General features: G+C 67.9%; 18 protein-coding genes. 7 read left to right on the forward strand and 11 right to left on the reverse strand.

The annotated features are described in order from the left end of the window. From fghA to Q7J26_RS13575, 4 genes are all read right to left on the reverse strand, one after another. A complete protein-coding gene (gene fghA / locus Q7J26_RS13560) occupies positions 1–852 on the reverse strand; it encodes an S-formylglutathione hydrolase (protein ID WP_304936932.1) in 852 nt (283 codons plus the stop codon). Between the two features lie 101 nt (positions 853–953). Further along, positions 954–1,337 (reverse strand): VOC family protein, encoded by a 384-nt coding sequence (locus Q7J26_RS13565; RefSeq protein WP_304936933.1) that lies wholly within the window; start codon positions 1,335–1,337, stop codon positions 954–956. Between the two features lie 64 nt (positions 1,338–1,401). After that, positions 1,402–1,836 (reverse strand): hypothetical protein, encoded by a 435-nt coding sequence (locus Q7J26_RS13570; protein ID WP_304936934.1) that lies wholly within the window; start codon positions 1,834–1,836, stop codon positions 1,402–1,404. Positions 1,837–1,904: 68 nt separating this feature from the next. Beyond that, entirely contained in the window at positions 1,905–3,011 is a 1,107-nt protein-coding gene (locus Q7J26_RS13575; RefSeq protein ID WP_304936935.1) for an S-(hydroxymethyl)glutathione dehydrogenase/class III alcohol dehydrogenase, read from the reverse strand. Between the two features lie 65 nt (positions 3,012–3,076). On the opposite strand from Q7J26_RS13575, the gene Q7J26_RS13580 reads away from it, so the two are divergent. Beyond that, the gene (locus Q7J26_RS13580; protein WP_304936936.1) at positions 3,077–3,787 is read left to right on the forward strand and encodes an NAD-dependent deacylase; all 711 of its coding nucleotides are present in this window, start codon (positions 3,077–3,079) and stop codon (positions 3,785–3,787) included. A gap of 60 nt (positions 3,788–3,847) precedes the next feature. Here Q7J26_RS13580 and Q7J26_RS13585 read toward each other — a convergent pair whose 3' ends face one another. Continuing rightward, complete coding sequence (locus tag Q7J26_RS13585; RefSeq protein ID WP_304936937.1) at positions 3,848–4,399, reverse strand: OmpA family protein; 552 nt, start codon at positions 4,397–4,399, stop codon at positions 3,848–3,850. 377 nt (positions 4,400–4,776) lie between these two features. Between Q7J26_RS13585 and Q7J26_RS13590 the strand changes: the two genes are divergently transcribed. Further along, positions 4,777–5,613, forward strand: coding sequence for a hypothetical protein (locus Q7J26_RS13590; RefSeq protein ID WP_304936938.1), 837 nt, complete (start codon positions 4,777–4,779; stop codon positions 5,611–5,613). A 209-nt stretch (positions 5,614–5,822) separates the two neighbouring features. On the opposite strand, the gene Q7J26_RS13595 is transcribed toward Q7J26_RS13590, so the two are convergent. The 4 genes from Q7J26_RS13595 to Q7J26_RS13610 all read right to left on the reverse strand — a co-directional run bounded on the left by Q7J26_RS13595 (position 5,823) and on the right by Q7J26_RS13610 (position 8,237). Then, positions 5,823–6,146, reverse strand: coding sequence for a YnfA family protein (locus Q7J26_RS13595; RefSeq protein ID WP_304936939.1), 324 nt, complete (start codon positions 6,144–6,146; stop codon positions 5,823–5,825). Next, positions 6,143–6,373, reverse strand: coding sequence for a hypothetical protein (locus tag Q7J26_RS13600; RefSeq protein WP_304936940.1), 231 nt, complete (start codon positions 6,371–6,373; stop codon positions 6,143–6,145). The genes Q7J26_RS13595 and Q7J26_RS13600 overlap by 4 nt, the downstream gene beginning before the upstream one ends. Further along, a complete protein-coding gene (locus tag Q7J26_RS13605) occupies positions 6,370–7,158 on the reverse strand; it encodes an RNA methyltransferase (RefSeq protein WP_304936941.1) in 789 nt (262 codons plus the stop codon). Before Q7J26_RS13605 ends, Q7J26_RS13600 begins: the two co-directional genes overlap by 4 nt. Before the next feature lie 62 nt (positions 7,159–7,220). Further along, positions 7,221–8,237, reverse strand: a complete 1,017-nt coding sequence (locus Q7J26_RS13610; protein ID WP_304936942.1) for a S1/P1 Nuclease — start codon at positions 8,235–8,237, stop codon at positions 7,221–7,223. Between the two features lie 219 nt (positions 8,238–8,456). Between Q7J26_RS13610 and Q7J26_RS13615 the strand changes: the two genes are divergently transcribed. Beyond that, on the forward strand, positions 8,457–9,080 hold the full coding sequence (locus tag Q7J26_RS13615; protein WP_304936943.1) for a hypothetical protein: 624 nt from the start codon (positions 8,457–8,459) through the stop codon (positions 9,078–9,080). A gap of 4 nt (positions 9,081–9,084) precedes the next feature. Here the strand turns inward: Q7J26_RS13615 and Q7J26_RS13620 are convergent, their stop codons facing one another. Further along, entirely contained in the window at positions 9,085–10,971 is a 1,887-nt protein-coding gene (locus Q7J26_RS13620) for a monovalent cation:proton antiporter-2 (CPA2) family protein (protein WP_304936944.1), read from the reverse strand. 136 nt (positions 10,972–11,107) lie between these two features. Between Q7J26_RS13620 and Q7J26_RS13625 the strand changes: the two genes are divergently transcribed. The 4 genes from Q7J26_RS13625 to Q7J26_RS13640 all read left to right on the forward strand — a co-directional run bounded on the left by Q7J26_RS13625 (position 11,108) and on the right by Q7J26_RS13640 (position 16,569). Beyond that, complete coding sequence (locus tag Q7J26_RS13625) at positions 11,108–12,946, forward strand: von Willebrand factor type A domain-containing protein (protein WP_304936945.1); 1,839 nt, start codon at positions 11,108–11,110, stop codon at positions 12,944–12,946. 89 nt (positions 12,947–13,035) lie between these two features. Continuing rightward, entirely contained in the window at positions 13,036–13,443 is a 408-nt protein-coding gene (locus Q7J26_RS13630; RefSeq protein WP_304936946.1) for a CBS domain-containing protein, read from the forward strand. A gap of 66 nt (positions 13,444–13,509) precedes the next feature. Then, positions 13,510–14,076, forward strand: a complete 567-nt coding sequence (locus Q7J26_RS13635; RefSeq protein WP_304936947.1) for a hypothetical protein — start codon at positions 13,510–13,512, stop codon at positions 14,074–14,076. A 96-nt stretch (positions 14,077–14,172) separates the two neighbouring features. Beyond that, a complete protein-coding gene (locus Q7J26_RS13640; RefSeq protein WP_304936948.1) occupies positions 14,173–16,569 on the forward strand; it encodes an ATP-binding protein in 2,397 nt (798 codons plus the stop codon). Between the two features lie 111 nt (positions 16,570–16,680). Here Q7J26_RS13640 and Q7J26_RS13645 read toward each other — a convergent pair. Then, a partial coding sequence (locus tag Q7J26_RS13645) for a TonB-dependent receptor (RefSeq protein WP_304936949.1) occupies positions 16,681–16,908 on the reverse strand: 228 nt, incomplete at its 5' end.

The raw sequence follows: 16,908 nt of genomic DNA on the forward strand, positions 1-16,908 counted from the left end.
TCAGCGTCTCAGCCGCTCGGCGTGAAACGCCACATGATCGGCGATGAAACTGGTCATGAAGAAATAGGAGTGGTCGTAGCCGGGCTGCATCCGCAGGGTCAGGATCTGGCCTGCGGCCTCGGCGGCGGCTTGCAGCAGTTCGGGCTTCAGTTGCTCGGTCAGGAAACTGTCGGCGTCGCCCTGGTCGATCAGGATGTCGTCATAGGCGTCGCGCGCCGCGCCGGCTGCGATCAGTTTCGCCGCATCATGGCGGTCCCAGGCGACGCGGCCCTCACCCTCGTTGGGGCCCAGATAGGCGGTGAAGGCCTTTTCACCCCAGGGGCAGCGGGTCGGTGAACAGATCGGCGCGAAGGCCGAGACGGACCGGAACAGGTCGGGATGGTTCAGCGCTAGGGTCAGGGCGCCGTGCCCGCCCATCGAATGACCAGAGATCGAACGGACTCCGGTGGTGGGAAACTCGGCGTCGATCAGCGGGATCAGTTCGTCGATCAGATAGGATTCCATGCGGAAATGCGCCGCCCAGGGCGCCTGGGTCGCATCCAGATAGAAGCCCGCGCCCTGGCCCAGGTCATAGGCCGGATCGTCCGCAACACCTTCGCCGCGCGGAGAGGTGTCGGGCGCGACGATGATCACGCCATGCTCGGCGGCGGCGCGGTAGGCGCCGGCCTTGGTGGTGAAATTATCCTCGGTGCAGGTCAGGCCCGACAGCCAGATCAGCACCGGGAACGGCCCCTCCCCGCCTGGAACGAAGACCGACAGGGTCATCGGCGTGCCGGTCGCGGCGCTGTCGTGCTTCAGATAGCGGAGGGTTCCCCCGTGGACGGCGTGGGTCTTGGTGGTTTGGAGGGTCATACCGTCTGGCTAGTCCACCTGACCGACGCCCGCAACGCGCAAGCCTGTGAGAGCAGGATCATGCGCTGATGCGAAGCCCCGTTGTCGGCTGACGGGCCGTCTCAGCCGACCCGGTGCATGGCGCAGATCTTGTTGCCCGAGGGATCGCGCAGATAGGCCAGCACCAGCGTGCCGAACGGTCCCTGACGCTCGCCAGGCGGATCCTCGATGGCGCGACCGCCGGCGGCGACGCCGGCGTCATGGAAGGCCTGGACCATCTCGGGCGTCTGGGCGGCGAATCCGATGGTGCCGCCGTTGGCGTGACAGGCCGGGTCGCCGTCGATCGGCGCGCCGACCGCAAAAGCGCCGCGCGGCGTGCGCCACCAGTAGCGGCCCTTGGGGTCCGGTCCCTGCCCAGGGTCGACTCCCAAGGCGCCAAGCGCCGCATCATAGAATTGGCGCGACGCCTCGATGTCGTTGGCCCCGACAGTCACGTGGGTGAACATGGTCAAACCTCCCGATCCAGGTCCGTCTTCTTAGACAACTAACTGACCTGCACGCAAGCCGTCCTCAGGCGATCCGCGCCGATAGAGATTGGATCGCAGCCGTTCGGTCCGCTGCCGTCACGACATGAAATCTCGCGTCAGGCCGCTTTTCGATGTCCGAGAGAATGCCCGGCCTCACGCGTCCCGGGAACCGCCTGATGATGCTGACCAGCTGCGGAACGATCAGGATTTCAGGACAGGCGTCCGGCAGACCGGGGCGGCTGCGAAACAGATAACGCCAGTTCCGTCTGGCGCAGCGCAGCAGGCAGGTTCGACGCGGCATATCCAGAAAGATGACGGCATCCGCCGCCTCGCGCACTCGCGCGGACACGCCGTCTATCACCCAGGCCGGCCTGGCGATCAAATCTCGCTCGGCCTTCTCGCGCTTCTCCGACGAAACCTTGCGCCATCCGGCCTCCCAGACAACCGCATCCAGCCCGAAGACGGGCAGATCGAACAATCGGCCGATCTCGGAGGCTAGTGTGGTCTTGCCGCTGCCGGCATTGCCCGTGACGTGGATGCGTTGGATCAGAACACCACCACCGACCGGATGCTCTCGCCCGCATGCATCAGGTCGAAGGCCTTGTTGATGTCCTCCAGACCGAAGGTGTGGGTGATCATCGGGTCGATCTCGATCTTGCCGTCCATGTACCAGTCGACAATGCGCGGCGTGTCGGTGCGGCCGCGCGCGCCGCCGAAGGCCGAACCGCGCCAGACCCGCCCCGTGACCAGTTGGAAGGGTCGGGTGGCGATCTCCTTGCCGGCCTCGGCCACGCCGATGACGATGCTTTCGCCCCAACCGCGGTGGCAGGCTTCCAGCGCCTGGCGCATGACCGTGGTGTTGCCGGTGCAGTCGAAGGTGTAGTCGGCGCCGCCCCCGGTCAGTTCGACCAGATGGGCCACCACGTCGGAGACCTCTTTCGGATTGACGAAATGGGTCATGCCGAAGCGACGGCCCCACTCTTCCTTGTCCGGGTTCAGATCGACGCCGACGATCATGTCGGCCCCGACCATCTTCAGCCCCTGGATGACGTTCAGGCCGATGCCGCCCAGGCCGAAGACAACGGCGTTGGCGCCCGGCTCGACCTTGGCCGTGTTGACCACGGCCCCGACGCCGGTGGTCACGCCGCAGCCGACGTAGCAGGCCTTGTCGAACGGCGCGTCCTTGCGGATCTTGGCCAGGGCGATCTCGGGCAGGACCGTATAGTTCGAGAAGGTCGAGCAGCCCATGTAGTGGGCGATGGCCTGGCCCTTGTAGCTGAAGCGCGACGTGCCGTCGGGCATCAGACCCTTGCCCTGGGTGGCGCGGATCGAGGTGCACAGGTTGGTCTTGCGCGACAGGCACGACTTACACTGGCGGCACTCGGGCGTGTACAGCGGGATGACGTGATCGCCGACGGCGACCGAGGTCACGCCCGGCCCGACCTCGACCACCACGCCCGCGCCCTCGTGGCCCAGGATCGAGGGGAAGATGCCCTCGCTGTCCAGACCGTCCAGCGTATAGGCGTCGGTGTGGCAGATGCCGGTCGCCTTGATCTCGACCAGCACCTCTCCGGCGCGCGGCCCTTCCAGATCGACCTCGACGATCTCGAGCGGACGTTTGGCCTCGAAGGCGACGGCGGCGCGGGTTTTCATGACGGGGGGCTCCAACTGGGATTCGTCCCTCTTCTAGGACAAGCGCCGGGTGGTATGAAGCCGCCATGTCACACCGCAACCTCGTCATCCTGACCGGCGCCGGCATATCGGCGGAGTCCGGCGTGCCCACATTTCGCGCCGAAGACGGTCTGTGGTGCGGCCACAGGGTCGAGGCCGTGGCGACGCCGGAGGGGTACGCGGCGGATCCGGCCCTGGTGCAGGACTTCTATAATCAGCGGCGGCGGCAGTTGGCGCAGGTTCAGCCGAACGCCGCCCATCGCGCCCTGACCGAGTTGGCGGCGCGGTGGGAGGGGGCGTTCCTGCTAGTGACGCAGAACGTCGATGATTTGCACGACCGGGCGCACGCCGAAGTCCCGCCGCGCGCCGGGTTCGAACTGATCCATATGCACGGCGAACTGTTGAAGGCACGCTGCACCCGGTCGGGGGTGGTGATGGACTGGGCCGGCGACATGGCGGCGGACGAGCCCTCGCCACATCATCCGCAGGGGCGGATGCGGCCGCACATCGTCTGGTTCGGGGAGACGCCGCTGGCCATGGAGCGGATTGAGACCGCGCTGGAGGCCTGCGACCTGTTCGTCTCCATCGGCACCTCGGGGGCGGTCTATCCGGCGGCGGGGTTCGTGCAGTCGGCGCGATACGCCGGGGCGCGGACGGTCGAGATCAACCTGGAGCCGACGCAGGGTGCGCGCCTGTTCGACGAGGGGGTGTACGGCCCGGCAACCCAGGCCGTGCCGGCCTTCTTCGAGACGTTGTAGATGCGAAAACGGCGGCCGCTGCGAAGCGGCCGCCGTTCGGATCGTCAGGTCTGCGAGACCTTAGGCGAGGACCACGATGGTCACGCGGCGGTTCTGCGACCGGCCCTCGGGGGTGTCGTTCGAAGCGACCGGCTCTTGCGGGCCATAGGAGATGGTCGACATCCGGTTCAGGGCGACGCCCTGACGGTTCAGGAACCGACGCACCGCCTCGGCGCGTTGCTCGCCCAGTTGGTCGTTGTGTTCGACCGGGCCAGTGGCGTCGGTGTAGCCCTGGATTTCCAGATAGACGTTCTTGTTCTCGTCGCGCAGACGCTGGGCGAACTGGGCCAGACGCTGCTCGGCCTCGGGCGACAGGGCCGAGGCGTCGGTCGGGAATTTCACGGAATCGTCCGACAGAACGACCTGATAGAGGAACTTGCCCTCGGCCAGTTTATGGGCGTCGTTGGCGCGTTGCAGGGCCTGGCCCGCCGTGCCTTCGACCCCGGTGACGCGGGTGTCCACCACCTCGACCTGATCACGCACGAAACGATGGCTGGCGCAGCCGCTGGCCGCAAAGCCGAGGGCGATGAGGGCGCCGCCGACGACCGCCGTCCTGAGTTTCGATCTGCTCAAGTTCTGTCTCCTTCTTGCCGGGGGCGCCACACCCAGTTCATGCGCCAGATGAAAATGGCGTAGGCGACAAGGCGGAGTAATGACGTGCTTTTGGCCGGAAAATGTCAGCTTAGCCTTATAATTAGCACCGATTTCGCACGATTATTGCGCCACATCGGAACCGGAGCGCGAGCCGGGACGTTAGCCCGCCAACAGGCTTCGCCATGTGGCGGACGCCCTGATCTATCGCTGATCTTGAACAGCGACCGGTTGTATTCACGACCACGCCACCTTCCTGCCGCGACCGAATGTTTTCAACAGGTCGTCGTGATTTTTTACAGGGCTTGGCGACGGATGACCATGCGACCGATCATCTTCGACACATCACGGATCGGCGATTGAGCGCCGCGCGTCCCGACCGGACTCGGCGCTGGCCCCTGGCGGCCGCCTGCGTCGTCGCCAGCCATGCGGCCCTGGTGCTGGTCATGACAGCCGCGCGGCCGGAACCGCTCCCGACGCCCCATGAAGCGGCGGCGGTGATGGTCGAACTGGTCGAACCGCCGCCTCCGCCTGCCCCCATCCCCGCGCCCGATCCGGCCCCGACGCCCGACGCGCCGGCCGCAGCGGCTCAGACCCCGGCGCCGCCCAAACCCGCGCCCCAGATTCGACCGCCCGCCGTGGCCGCTGCGCGTCCCCGAAAGGTCATCGCCAAACCGCCGCCGGATGTCGAGCCCCTGCCCGCCGCCCCCGCGCCGCCGGGACCGCCCCTGCCCCTGCTGGGCGCGGCCCAGCTGGCCGGCGCCGCGACGGTTGGATCGGGTCCGGGCGGCGGAACGGGAAACGGCGTGGGCGGAGCCGGCGGGACGGGCGGATCCGGCGCCGGTTCAGGCTCGGGCGGCGGGACTTGCGACATGGTCCGCTGGGTTCAGGACGCCGTGCGCGACGACGCCGCCGTGCGCCGCGCCGTCATCGCCGCCAGCGAGGAGATGAACGCCTCAGGCCGCGCCATCCTGGTCTGGAACGGCGACTGGCTGCAGAGCCGCAACCAGTCCGGCAAGGGCTTGGCCGGCGTGCGTCAGGCCATCGCCCTGGAGGTCGCCTTCGCGCCCGCCGAGTGCAAGACCCAACGGATGCGCGGCCTGGCCGTGCTGAAGCTGGAGGACGGCGCCGAAGGGGCGCGGATCGCCTTGGGCAAGGGGAGCTGGCGCTGGTCGGATCTGCTGGGGGCGGGGTGAGAGGGGGCAGGCTGACGATTTTTCTTTCGTCATCCTCCGGCAAGCCGCGCCTTCGCGGCGCAGACCGGGGGACCCAGCGGCGCCGACGGCGAAATGGTTCAACAAGGCGAATCTCTGACGCTCGTGTCCGCGACAGGTTCGCGCTCTCGCGCGCCGCTGGGTCCCCCGGTCTCGCTGCGCTCGCCGGAGGATGACGAAAGAAGAAGAGGTTAGCCCCTCGGCCCGAACAGAATGATCCCCGCCCCGACCAGACAGACCAGCCCGCCGATCAGGTCCCAACGATCCGGCGTCGTCTTCTCGACCACCGCCATCCAGACCAGAGAGGCGCAGATATAGACCCCGCCATAGGCCGCGAAGGCCCGCCCCGCCGCGTCGCTGGGGACCAGGGTCAGCAACCAGGCGAAGATGATCAGGCTGACCACGCCCGGCGCCAGCCACAGCGGCGAGCGGTCCAGCTTCAGCCAGGCCCAGAAGGCGAAACAGCCGGCGATCTCCGCCAGCGCCGCCAACGGATAGATCAGGGCCAGTTTCATGCACTCGCGTCCATATGTCGAGCGACGCGATCCACAACAGCCTGCTTCAGGCCGGATCGCGCATCGGAATCAAAATCCAATCCCTCGCCAGAGAAGACTAGGCGGGCGAAGGCTTCGGGAGATGCAGGAGGGCGGTCGACAAGTGCGTCATAGACTTCACCGTGCAGGCAGAAGCCGAGTTCGACGCACAGTTCGCGAAGCAGGGTCTCGACAGCCTCCGACGTCATCGCTCCGGCTTCTCAGTCTTCGCCGCCCGTTCGGCCGCCAGCTTGGCCAGCACCCGTCCCCGCCCCTTGGCCAGGGCGTGGATGGCGCCGCGCATGGTGGCGACCTCCTGTTCGGAGAAGGCGGCGCGGCCCAGCATGACGCGCAGGTTCTGACTCATCGAACGCTTCTTCTCGGGCGGATAGAAGAAGCCGCCGCTTTCCAGCTCCTCCTCCAGATGTTCATACATCCCGACCAGCAGTTCGTTCGACGCTGGCGGCTCGCTGTCGCGGAAGCGGGGCGGCGGGGCGTCCAGGATCAGGGTGCGCCACTCATAGGCGTTGATCGCCACAGCCTGGGCCAGGTTCAGCGAGTGGTGTTTCGGATCGATGGGAATGGTGACGATGCCGGCGCACAGGGCGATGTCGGTCGTCTCCAGCCCCGCCCGCTCGCCGCCGAACAACAGGCCGGTCTTCAGGCCGGAGGCGGTGTCGTCATACAGGATGCGGCCCGCCTCGCGCGGCGTGCGGACCGGCTGGCGCGTCTCTCGCGGACGGGCCGTGGTGGCGAAGACGGTGTTCAGATCAGCGACAGCGTCCGAAACGCTGTCGAACACCCGCACCCCCTCCAGCACCCAGTCGGCGCCCGAGGCCATGGCCCAGGCCCGTTCTTGAGGCCAGCCGTCCCGCGGCGTGACCAGACGCAGATCCGACAGGCCGAAGTTGGCCATCACCCGCGCCACGGCGCCGATGTTCTCGGCCATCTGGGACTTGTCGAGGATGACGGCGGGGGGCGTGAGGTCGGACATTCGATGCACATACTCTTTCCGCTCATCCCGGCTTTAGCCGAGATGAGCGGGCTAGAAGAAAGTCAGTCCTCACCGACCATGGCGATCCACGGATCGGTGGTCCCGGCCTCGACCTCGGCGACCTTGACGGCGGGCCAACCGATGGAGGCGTCGGCCGAAGCGATCCAGGCGGCGGCGATGAAATCACGCAGTTCGGCCGCGCCCGCCGCCAATCGTTCGTTGACGAAGGCCGCGCCGCGCGGGTCGCTGTCGCGGAAGCCACCCGCCTTCTCCAGACGATAGAAGGGGACCACCGTGCCCAGGGTCGTGGTCAGATAGGCGACGGTGCGGCCCTTGACGTCGAAACCCTCCAGGTCGGCGGCCGGCATGGTCGCCTCGATAGTGTCCAGACGGGCGACGCGGCTGGCGAAGGCGCCTTCGAACTGGCCATGGGTCTGGCGCGAATTGGTGAAGCCCTCCGGGTTCGGATACTCGCCCCAGCCATTGTAGTGGATGGTCGTGTGGTGCGGCTGGGACCCGTCGCCGACATAATGGCCCATAACCCCGATGTCGCGCAGGATCAGGGCCTCGCGGCGCAGGCGGTCGGCCCGGTACCAGGCCTGGCGCTCCATATTCGTCTCGCGCTTTTCGGCCGCGTTCAGCACGCGCCAATAGGCGAAGTCGCGACCCAGGTTCTGCCAGGCGTCGATCATGGCGTAGGGCAGATAGCCGGCCACATCGACGCTCAGCCCGGCCTGGGTCAGGGCCGTGTCGTAGTCCGACTTCAGACGCGGCAACTCGGCCAGGGCCATGCCCCGCTGGTCGAAGACCCGGCCCTGGTCGTCCAGGTCGATGAAGTGGGCGGTATCGCGTTCACGGTCATGCGGCTGGCCGGCGCCCTTCCAGCGGTCGGGCTCACGCGCCAGTTCGCCGACGTCGGCGATGGCGCCGGGCGTCTTCAGGAAGGCGGGCATGTCGGCCGGCAGGGCGCGCATCGCGGCGATCCCAATGAGCCGGTGGCCGGTGTTGCCCCAGGCGTCGACCACGGCGGGCGTGGCCACGGCGACGAGGGCCAGGGCGGCGATGACGAGACGTTTCATGACGGACAAACCTCGGTGAGATCACGCCCGTCTAACGTATCCTTGATCGGCTCTCCAGCCCGCCGGGGTGGCGATCACACCACAAACGCCTAGATTAGGCGGGCTCCCCGCTCCTTTCATTCCTACAGGCGCCACAGCCGTCGGGGAGCGATGACGTGATTGCGTCGTCGCCGTCCTTGCACGGCATAAGTGGACGCCAGATCGAAAGGACCACGCACCATGCGCGCGCCCCGCCTTGCTCTTTTTGCTTCCGCCGCCGCCCTGCTGACCGCCGCCGGCGCATATGCTCAAACCCCTTATGAAGCCTCGGGCCAGACCGCCCCGAGCGCAGCGCCGGCTCCCGCCGCCGACTTCACCGACGAAGAATTGCGCAAATACGACGCCGCCATCACCCGGGTGCGTGCGGTCAGCGACACCCTGAACGGCGCCCAGCCGACGCCGGAACAGCAGGCCGAAATGGCGGCTGCGGTTCAGGACTCCGGCCTTGAGGTCGTGCGCTTCAACGCCATCTCCACCGCCGCCGCCGAAAGCCCGGTGATCAACGCCCGCATCAACGCCATGAAGGCGCCGAAGCCCGCCCCCGGATCGGTCGCAGCCGGCGTCAGCGATGCTGAACTGCGCCAGTTCGTCGAAGCCATGACCCAGATTCGCGCCGTCACCGCCAATGTCCAGAACGGTCAGGCCACTCCCGAACAGAGCGCCCAGTTGACGGCGGCCGTCGAGGGTTCTGGCCTGGCCGTTGATCGCTTCAACGCGGTCGCCACCGCCGTGTCCCAGGACCCCGGCCTGCGGGCCCGGGCCGAGTTGATCGGGGCGCAACAACAGGAGGCCGGCGCCCAATAGGGCGTCAGGTCTCGGCGGTTTCGCGCTGCGTGTCCGGCGCGGCCGGACCCGCCTCGTCCTCGTTCAACAGCCGGCCTTCGCGGCGCGGCTTCACATAGGGGGCCGGCTGCGGCGTCGGCATATTGCCGCGCATCAGCTGGCGGCCGGCCTTGATCCCGCCGGTCAGTTGCAGGTCCAGACGGGACTCGTCGCGACGGCGGACGTCGCCGATGGTCTCGGCCGCCTGGCCTTCGTCCATGCCCAGCTCGATCAGGGCGCGTTCGCCGAACTTCAACGCCGACTCGAAGGTCTCGCGGATTTGGTAATCGACCCCGGCCTGGATCAGGCGCATCGAATGGCCCCGGTCGAAGGCGCGGGCCATGATCTTGGTCGTCGGGAACTCGGATTTGACCAGTTCGACGATCCGGTCGGCCACCTCGGGTTTGTCGACGCAGACCAGGACGATCTCGGCCTCGTCCGCGCCCGACGCCCGTAGGGTGTGCAGTTGGGCGCCGTCGCCGTAATAGACCTTGAATCCGAACTGGGAGGCGGCCTGGATCATCTCGACGTCGTTCTCGATGATCGAGACGTCCACATCCCGCGCCAGCAGCGGCTGGGACACGACTTGGGCGAACCGGCCGAAGCCGATGATCAGGACCTGACCGCGCAAGTCCTTGGCGAAGTCCACGCCCTCGGCGTCCTCGGCCGACAGGGTCGGCTTGGGCAGCAGGCGCTGGGTCATCAGACTGGTCAACGGCGTCAGGGCCATGGACAGGATGACGATGGCCGACAGCATGGCCCCGACCTGGGCGTCGAACAGACCCGCCGTCACCGCCGCGCCATACAGGACGAAGGCGAACTCGCCGCCCTGGGCGAACAGGGCCGCCCGCTCGACCGCCTCGTGGTGCGAGGCCTTGAACAGGCGGGCGACCCCATAAATGCCCAGCGCCTTGACCGCCATGAAGGCGACCACCCCGCCGACGACCAGACGCCAGTCGGCGACCACCACCGACAGGTCCAGCGACATCCCGACGCTGAGGAAGAACAAGCCCAGCAGGATGGCGCGGAAGGGCTCCACATCCGCTTCCAGCTGATGCCGGAAGGTCGATTCCGACAGCAGCACACCGGCCAGGAAGGCGCCCATGGCCATGGACAGCCCGCCCAGCGACATGGCCCAGGCCGCGCCGACCACGACCAGCAGGGCCGCCGCCGTCATCACCTCGCGCCCGCCGTAGCGGGCCAGCAGGCGGAAGATCGGATTGACCAGATATTTGCCGGCCGTCAGCACGCCGGCGACCGCCGCCACCGCCAAGCCGATGGTCTGCCACAGGGGCGGCGCCTGTTCGTTCGCCACGCCCAGGACGGAGGCCAGGATGGCGACGATGGCCAGCAGGGGTACGATGGCCAGGTCTTCCAGCAATAGGATGGACACCGACCGTTGGCCCGGCCCGCCGGCGATCTCGCCCCGCTCCTCCAGCATCTGCATGATGACGGCGGTGGACGACAGGACGAAGCCCATGGCCCCGACGAAGGCGACCGGGGCGGAAAAGCCCGCCAGCATGGCGGTCAGGGTCAGGATCAGGCCGCAGAACAGAACCTGGGCAGCGCCCAGGCCGAAGATCTCTTTCCTCAGCCCCCACAGGCGTTTGGGCCGCATCTCCAGCCCGATGATGAACAGGAAGATGACCACGCCGAACTCGGCGACGTGCAGGATGGTCTCGGGCTCCTGAAACAGTTTCAGCCCGAACGGCCCGATGGCCAGACCCGCCGCCAGATAGCCGAGCACGGAGCCCAGCCCGACACGCTTGAACACCGGCACGGCGATGACGCCCGCCGCCAGCAGGGCCGCCGCCGCGCCCAGATCCAGTCCCGTCGTCGCCTCGGCCATCGTCACCCCTTCGCTCGACTCCATTGTGGGGGCGAAGCCGTCGGATTGCGAGATGGCGCCGATGACACGATCACGAATGGAGCAGGAACAAGCAACTGGATCGCCACAGTTTCGCCTCAGGCCGCAAGCGGAGTAGCGTCAAGAACAACCGGAGGAAGCCATGTCGCGTCTCGTCAGGATCGCCGCCGTCGCCGCCCTGGGCCTGTCCGTCGCCGCACCGCCGGTCACGGTTCCGACCTTCGCCCTGGCCCAACCCCAACGCCCGTCATTGGATGGCGAAGCCACGCCGGCCGCCTGTGCGCCCTTGGGCTTTGTCCTGTCCCCACCGGCCGAACCGATGCGACGTCTGACCACTCCCGCCCGGCCAACGCCGATCACGGCCCCGTCCCAGAGCCGCGTCGAGGGCGGCGCGCCCCCGCCTCCTCCACCGCCGCCGCCTCCCCCTCCTGCAGCCCCGCCCGCGCCGATGCGCCCGGCGGTGGTCGCCGCGACACCGGGGCAGGCTCCGCTCAACGCCGTGGTCGTGACCGGATCGCGCATCATGCCCGGCGCACAGGCCCCCTCCGACACCGAAGCCTATCCAGACGCCACGCCCAATCCGGTCAAGCGAACCAGCGACCAGCCGGTCTCCACCTTCTCGATCGACGTGGACACAGCCGCCTATTCGAATGTCCGCCGCTTCATCGACGAGGGCCGCAGCCCCCCGGCGGACGCGGTGCGGGTCGAGGAGTTGATCAACGCCTTCGACTATGGCTACGCCCGCCCGACGTCCCAGGCTCGACCTTTTGCCATCACCACCGCGGTCGCCGCTTCGCCCTGGGCAGACGGCCGCCAGATCGTCCACATCGGCTTGCAGGGTTATGAGCTGCCGCAGGGCGAGCAGCGGCCGCTGAACCTGACCTTCCTGGTCGATGTGTCGGGCTCGATGCGCAGCCCGGACAAGCTGGACCTGGCCAAACAGGCGATGAACCTGGCCATCGACCGGCTGCGGCCACAGGATACCCTGTCGGTCACCTATTACGCCGAGGGCGCGGGCACGACCCTGCAGCCCACACCCGGCGATCAGAAGCTGAAGATGCGCTGCGCCGTCGCCAGCCTGAACGCCTCCGGCGGGACGGCCGGCGCGACCGGCATGACCAACGCCTATGACCAGGCCCAGGCCAGTTTCGCGCGCGACAAGGTCAACCGCATCCTGATGTTCACCGACGGCGACTTCAATGTCGGCGTGACAGACAATAAGCGGCTGGAAGACTATGTCGCCGAAAAGCGCGGGACCGGCGTCTATCTGTCGGTCTACGGCTTTGGGCGCGGCAACTATCAGGACGCGCGGATGCAGACCATCGCCCAAGCCGGCAATGGGGTTGCGGCCTATGTGGGCGACCTGCGCGACGCGCGGCGTCTGTTCGGCCCAATGTTCGACAAGGGCGCCTTCCCCATCGCCGACGACGTCAAGATCCAGGTCGAGTTCAATCCCGCCCGCGTCGCCGAATGGCGGCTGATCGGCTACGAAACCCGTCTGCTGAACGAGGCGGACTTCGCCAACGACCGGATCGACGCGGGCGAGGTCGGATCGGGGGCCAGCGTCACGGCCCTGTACGAGATCACCCCGGTCGGCGGCCCGACCCAGGTTCCCGAGCGCCGGTATCCGGACAACCGGATCGGCGTGGGCGGCGGCGATCCGAACGGCGAAATCGGCTTCATCCAGGTCCGCTACAAACAGCCGGGCGGCAGCCGGTCGGACCTGATCCAGCAGCCTCTGACCAATCGCGCCGCCGGCCCCGTCAGCGCCCAACCGCCCGAGGCCACGCGATGGGCCCTGGCCGTGGCCGCCTTCGGCCAGAAGCTGCGCAACGATCCGTGGATGGGCCCCGACTACGGCTGGGATCAGGTGCTGGCCCAGGCCCAGGGCGCGCGCGGCGAGGATCCCTGGGGCGACCGGGCCGAGTTCGTCCAGTTGGTGCGCGCGGCCAAGGACCTGCCTGAACGCCGCGCGCCTTAAGGCCGAGCGGCGCCGAGCGGGCGCACGGCGGCGGAACCCCGCCGTGCCCGGCGGGTTTTCACGGTGACGCTACACCACAGGAGACCGCCATGAAGATCCGCGACGTCATGACCAAGGATGTCCACCTCGCCCGCCCCGGCGACACGCTTCAGGAGGTCGCCGCCCGGATGGCCAAGGGGGATTTCGGCTTCGTGCCCGTGGCCGACGGCGACCAGTTGATCGGCGCCATCACCGACCGCGACATCGTCGTGCGCGCCATTGCCGCTGGTGCGTCGCCGACCGCGCCTGTGGTCGAATACATCACTCGCGATCCGCAGACGGTGCTGGACACCGACGATCTGAAATCCGTGCTGGACCTTATGGGGTCGCGCCAGATCCGCCGCGCACCGGTGGTGGACAAGCATGGCCGCATCGTCGGGGTCATCTCGCTGGGCGACCTGTCGACCCGGGTGAAGGAGAAATACGCCGGCGAGACGCTGGAGAGCATCTCGCGTTAACCCTCCCCCCTCACCACGCGCTAACCGGCGTGCGTCATTCTGCGCCCTGAACGGTGGGAGATCAGAATGGCGCGCGCGCAGTTCCAGAAGGGTCAGAAGGTCTGGGTCGAATGCGTGGGCGCCTGGGCGACCATCGAAAAGGTCCAGCCGGTCTGGGCCAAGGGTTTCGACGAGCCGGTGCGCGTCACCTATGACGTCGGCCTGGGGCGCGAGTTCGCCGCCGCCGAACTGATGATGACGGCCGAGGACGCCGCCGGGGCCGAGGTCGGCGACTGGCGCGTGCTGCGCGCCCGCAACAAGTGGCAGGCGGAAGAAGACTGCCTGCACCACCCCCAGCCCGGCACCTATCCCGTCGTCGTCACCGACACCGCCGACTGGGGCGGTTGGCGCGTGCCCGGCGCCGAATACGACCGCGACCCCCAGCGTATTGAATTTCAATCCCGGCTGATCGCCGCTGCGCCCCGTCTGATGCAACTCGCCGAAAGTCTGATGGACCTGGTGGCCGAGAGCCCCGACGACGCGCCGCCCGCCGTTCTGGCCCTGGCCCGGCAGGCCCGCGAAACGCTGCAACCGGTGACGGAAATTCTGGAGGCGGCGCCCGCACGAATTCCATCCCCGGCCGCGGCGGCCTGACGATTCAGAAAGCATTAACCAAGCCTCGACAGGAATCCGCGACGCAGCCTAGATTCACCCTGTAGCTGATTTGGTCGGGAGAGCGCCTTGCGGGGCATGGAGCGGCGGCAAGACAAGCGAGGCCGACGCGCCACCGACAGCGCCCCCAGCGCCCCGGCCTGGATGCGCATCGGCGTGCTGGTGCTCGCCCTCGGCTCCACCGGATATATGCTGCTGATGTCACGGGACGCGACACGTCCCGCCCGCGAGGCCTATCGGCTTCAGAACGAGAACCTGGCGTTGAGCGCCCAGCTTACCGCCAGCCGGACCGCCGTCCTGATGCAGGCCGCCCAGGCCGGGATCGACGCCGGGACAGCCGCACTGCTGGATGATGCCCTGCCGATGGCCGCCGTCGAGACCGCACGCCGCGTCGCGCCGAATGCCGGCTTCTCCGTGATCGGCGCCGACGGCGCGATTGTGGCCAGCCAGGGGCCTGTGCAGTCGCCCGGCGTTGTCGCCCTGACTGGGCCGCAAGCCGGGGGACGTCGGCTTGAGGCGCACATTCTCCCGTCCCTGCCCGCCTCTGGCGCGGTTCGGATCGTGTCGAAGACAGGGATCGTCCTGGCCTCGCCGACCGCCGCTGAGATCGGCAAGCCCGCAACGCCGCTGATCGGCGTCCAGGCCGATGCCCTGGCGGCCCTGACCACACCCCGCACCATCGCGACGCCAGAGGGCCAGGCGTCGGTCGTGGCGGCGCCGATCACGCCCGCCGGTCCCTATGTGGTCGCCTTGCAGGACGGACCGCCCTCGGGCGTGGCGGGTCTGCTTGGCGAGGCCTGGGTTCTGGCGGCGCCTGTGCTGCTGGGCCTCGGCGTCCTGGCGCTGTTCCTGTTCCAGGGCCTGCGCCGTGCGCGCGCCAGTCGGGAATGGGCCTCGTCGGAAAAACGCTTCCGCATTGCGGTGGAGGCGGCGCGCTGCGGCGTATGGGAATGGGATCTGGACGGCGCCGAAGTGACCCTGTCGGACTATATGGCGACCTTGCTGGGCTTCGAAACCGGCGGCGTCGTGCCGGCTGAAGCCGTGATGGCCCGCATCCACCCGCGCTACCGTGACGAGGTGCAGCATGCATTGCGCCAAGCCTCGGCCTATGGCGCCTTCGAGGTCACCTTCCCTGTCCCGGGCGACGGCGGCCGCACCCGCTGGATCGATGCGCGCGGCCAGGCGCGCGGGGTGCGGGGCGAGACCGGCTTCTCCGCCATACTGGGCGTCGCCCTGGACATCACCGAGGCCCGCCGGGCCAAGGCCGCCGCCCAGTCCGCCGAAAGCCGGTTGCGCGACGGGGTGGAAAGCATCTCGGACGCCTTCGTCCTGTTCGATCGCCAAAGCCGCCTCATCCTCTGGAACCAGGCGTTCGAGGACGCTTTCGACTTCCAGTCCGGCGTCGTGCGACGCGGCGCGGCCAAGGATGAGTTGAACCGCATCGCCGCCCTGGCCATCAAGGCCGAACATGCGCCCACGGACGGCCGGGCGGGTCTTCGCGAGGTCGAACTGCACGACGGCCGCTGGCTGCAGTTGTCCGAACGCTTCACCTCGGAGGGGGGCTCGGTCGTCACGGCCGCCGACATCACCGCCATCAAGCGTGAAGAGACCGAACGTCGCCGCGCTGTCGAGGACCTGAGCCGCACCGTGGCCCAACTGGAAGCCAGCCAGCAGATGCTGTCGCAACTGGCCCGGAAATACGAGATCGCCATGACCCGGGCCGAGGCCGCCAACCAGGCCAAGTCCGAATTCCTGGCCAATATGAGCCACGAACTGCGCACCCCGCTGAACGCCATCAACGGCTTCTCGGAGATCATGGCCGCCGAACTGTTCGGTCCCATAGGCGAGAAGTACAAGGGCTACGCTGGCGACATCCTGAAATCAGGCCAGCATCTGCTCAGCCTGATCAACGACATCCTGGACATGGCCAAGATCGAGGCCGGCAAGATGACCCTGCACTACGAGCCCGTCTCGCTGCGGGACGTGTGCGAGGACGCCGCCCGACTGATGCGCGGCAAGGTTCTGGAGTCCGGCCTGACCCTGTCGATCGAGTCGGGCGACCTGCCGGACATCGAGGCGGACCAGCGCGGCGTGAAACAGGTGATGCTGAACCTGATCTCCAACGCCGTGAAATTCACACCCGAAGGCGGGACCGTCACCCTGTCGCTGACGCCGTTCAAGGGCGCGGCCGGCGAGGATCGCGTCCGCATCGCCTGCGCCGACACCGGCATCGGCATCGCGCCTGAACATCTGGTCCGTCTGGCGCGGCCCTTCGAACAGGTCGAAGGCCAGCATTCCAAGACCACCCAGGGCACCGGCCTGGGCCTGGCCCTGACCAAGGCGCTGATCGAGATGCACGGCGGGCGGCTGAACATAGAGAGCGAGCCTGGCGTGGGCACGGTGGTCAGTTTCGATCTGCCGACGCGACGTCCCGTCCAGACCGTCCAGCCCATGAAGGCCGCCTTCGCCGCCTGAGCGGCGGCCAACGTACACGAACAGCGCACACGAAAACGCCCCGGAGCCTGAACTCCGGGGCGTCTCGGTTCCGATCAGGGCGACGGCGAACCGTCGCCCTGAAAAGGATGGTCAGAAGGCGTAGCGGATCGTGGCCTGAACCGTACGCGGCGCGCCTTGCGACGCATACGGACGGCTGGACGAGTTGTAGCCAGGCTCCCCGGGCGTGACCGTCACGATCGTGCCGAGCGAACCGTAATAGTCCTCGTCGAACAGGTTGATGACGTTCAGCTGCACATAGGTGCCGGTCATGCCGAAATAGCCCAGGTCGAAGCGGGCGTCGGCGTTGACGGTCGTATA

This window comes from Brevundimonas sp. (assembly GCF_030656255.1).
Lineage (GTDB): Bacteria > Pseudomonadota > Alphaproteobacteria > Caulobacterales > Caulobacteraceae > Brevundimonas.

What these genes read in the sequence shown, in the direction of transcription:
- fghA (WP_304936932.1), bottom strand. Translation starts at nt 852, where the DNA reads ATGACCCTCCAAACCACCAAGACCCACGCCGTCCACGGGGGAACCCTC.
- Q7J26_RS13565 (WP_304936933.1), bottom strand. Translation starts at nt 1,337, where the DNA reads ATGTTCACCCACGTGACTGTCGGGGCCAACGACATCGAGGCGTCGCGC.
- Q7J26_RS13575 (WP_304936935.1), bottom strand. Translation starts at nt 3,011, where the DNA reads ATGAAAACCCGCGCCGCCGTCGCCTTCGAGGCCAAACGTCCGCTCGAG.
- Q7J26_RS13580 (WP_304936936.1), top strand. Translation starts at nt 3,077, where the DNA reads ATGTCACACCGCAACCTCGTCATCCTGACCGGCGCCGGCATATCGGCG.
- Q7J26_RS13595 (WP_304936939.1), bottom strand. Translation starts at nt 6,146, where the DNA reads ATGAAACTGGCCCTGATCTATCCGTTGGCGGCGCTGGCGGAGATCGCC.
- Q7J26_RS13600 (WP_304936940.1), bottom strand. Translation starts at nt 6,373, where the DNA reads ATGACGTCGGAGGCTGTCGAGACCCTGCTTCGCGAACTGTGCGTCGAA.
- Q7J26_RS13605 (WP_304936941.1), bottom strand. Translation starts at nt 7,158, where the DNA reads ATGTCCGACCTCACGCCCCCCGCCGTCATCCTCGACAAGTCCCAGATG.
- Q7J26_RS13610 (WP_304936942.1), bottom strand. Translation starts at nt 8,237, where the DNA reads ATGAAACGTCTCGTCATCGCCGCCCTGGCCCTCGTCGCCGTGGCCACG.
- Q7J26_RS13615 (WP_304936943.1), top strand. Translation starts at nt 8,457, where the DNA reads ATGCGCGCGCCCCGCCTTGCTCTTTTTGCTTCCGCCGCCGCCCTGCTG.
- Q7J26_RS13620 (WP_304936944.1), bottom strand. Translation starts at nt 10,971, where the DNA reads ATGGAGTCGAGCGAAGGGGTGACGATGGCCGAGGCGACGACGGGACTG.
- Q7J26_RS13625 (WP_304936945.1), top strand. Translation starts at nt 11,108, where the DNA reads ATGTCGCGTCTCGTCAGGATCGCCGCCGTCGCCGCCCTGGGCCTGTCC.
- Q7J26_RS13630 (WP_304936946.1), top strand. Translation starts at nt 13,036, where the DNA reads ATGAAGATCCGCGACGTCATGACCAAGGATGTCCACCTCGCCCGCCCC.
- Q7J26_RS13635 (WP_304936947.1), top strand. Translation starts at nt 13,510, where the DNA reads ATGGCGCGCGCGCAGTTCCAGAAGGGTCAGAAGGTCTGGGTCGAATGC.
- Q7J26_RS13640 (WP_304936948.1), top strand. Translation starts at nt 14,173, where the DNA reads ATGGAGCGGCGGCAAGACAAGCGAGGCCGACGCGCCACCGACAGCGCC.